This is a genomic window from Yersinia alsatica (genome assembly GCF_902170305.1).
Classification (GTDB): domain Bacteria; phylum Pseudomonadota; class Gammaproteobacteria; order Enterobacterales; family Enterobacteriaceae; genus Yersinia; species Yersinia alsatica.
The window spans coordinates 1-408 of the sequence record NZ_CABHWW010000022.1 but is presented as its reverse complement, the minus strand read 5'-3'; the positions used below and the strand labels follow the sequence as shown (position 1 = coordinate 408).

Genomic DNA, 408 nt, shown 5'->3' with positions numbered 1-408 from the left:
AGTACATCTACGGAGAGATAAGTTTCAGCTGTATTGTTTCAATTTTCAGCTTGTTCCAGATTGTTAAAGAGCAATATCTTAAACACGACTTGTTAAAGTCATCTTTAAGATACTTTGTGGTTCATTAAGAACCGGTGATAATGTCTTTCACACATTATCGGAGTGGCGTCCCCAAGGGGATTCGAACCCCTGTTACAGCCGTGAAAGGGCAGTGTCCTAGGCCTCTAGACGATGGGGACACGAAGTTCCGATTAAACCGAAATCTAACCGTTTCGTATCAGCATGAGTCGAAACTCACAACATCAACAGGTGCTCTTGCTCGTTTACATTCATCAGACAATCTGTGTGGACACTGCGCAATGCGTATCGTTAGGTAAGGAGGTGATCCAACCGCAGGTTCCCCTACGG

General features: G+C 44.6%; 1 tRNA gene. It reads right to left on the bottom strand.

Going from position 1 to position 408, the window contains the following annotated elements:
• Positions 1 to 163 precede the first annotated feature (163 nt).
• Positions 164 to 239 (bottom strand) — tRNA-Glu (locus tag FTA96_RS11675).
• Positions 240 to 408: the final 169 nt, after the last annotated feature.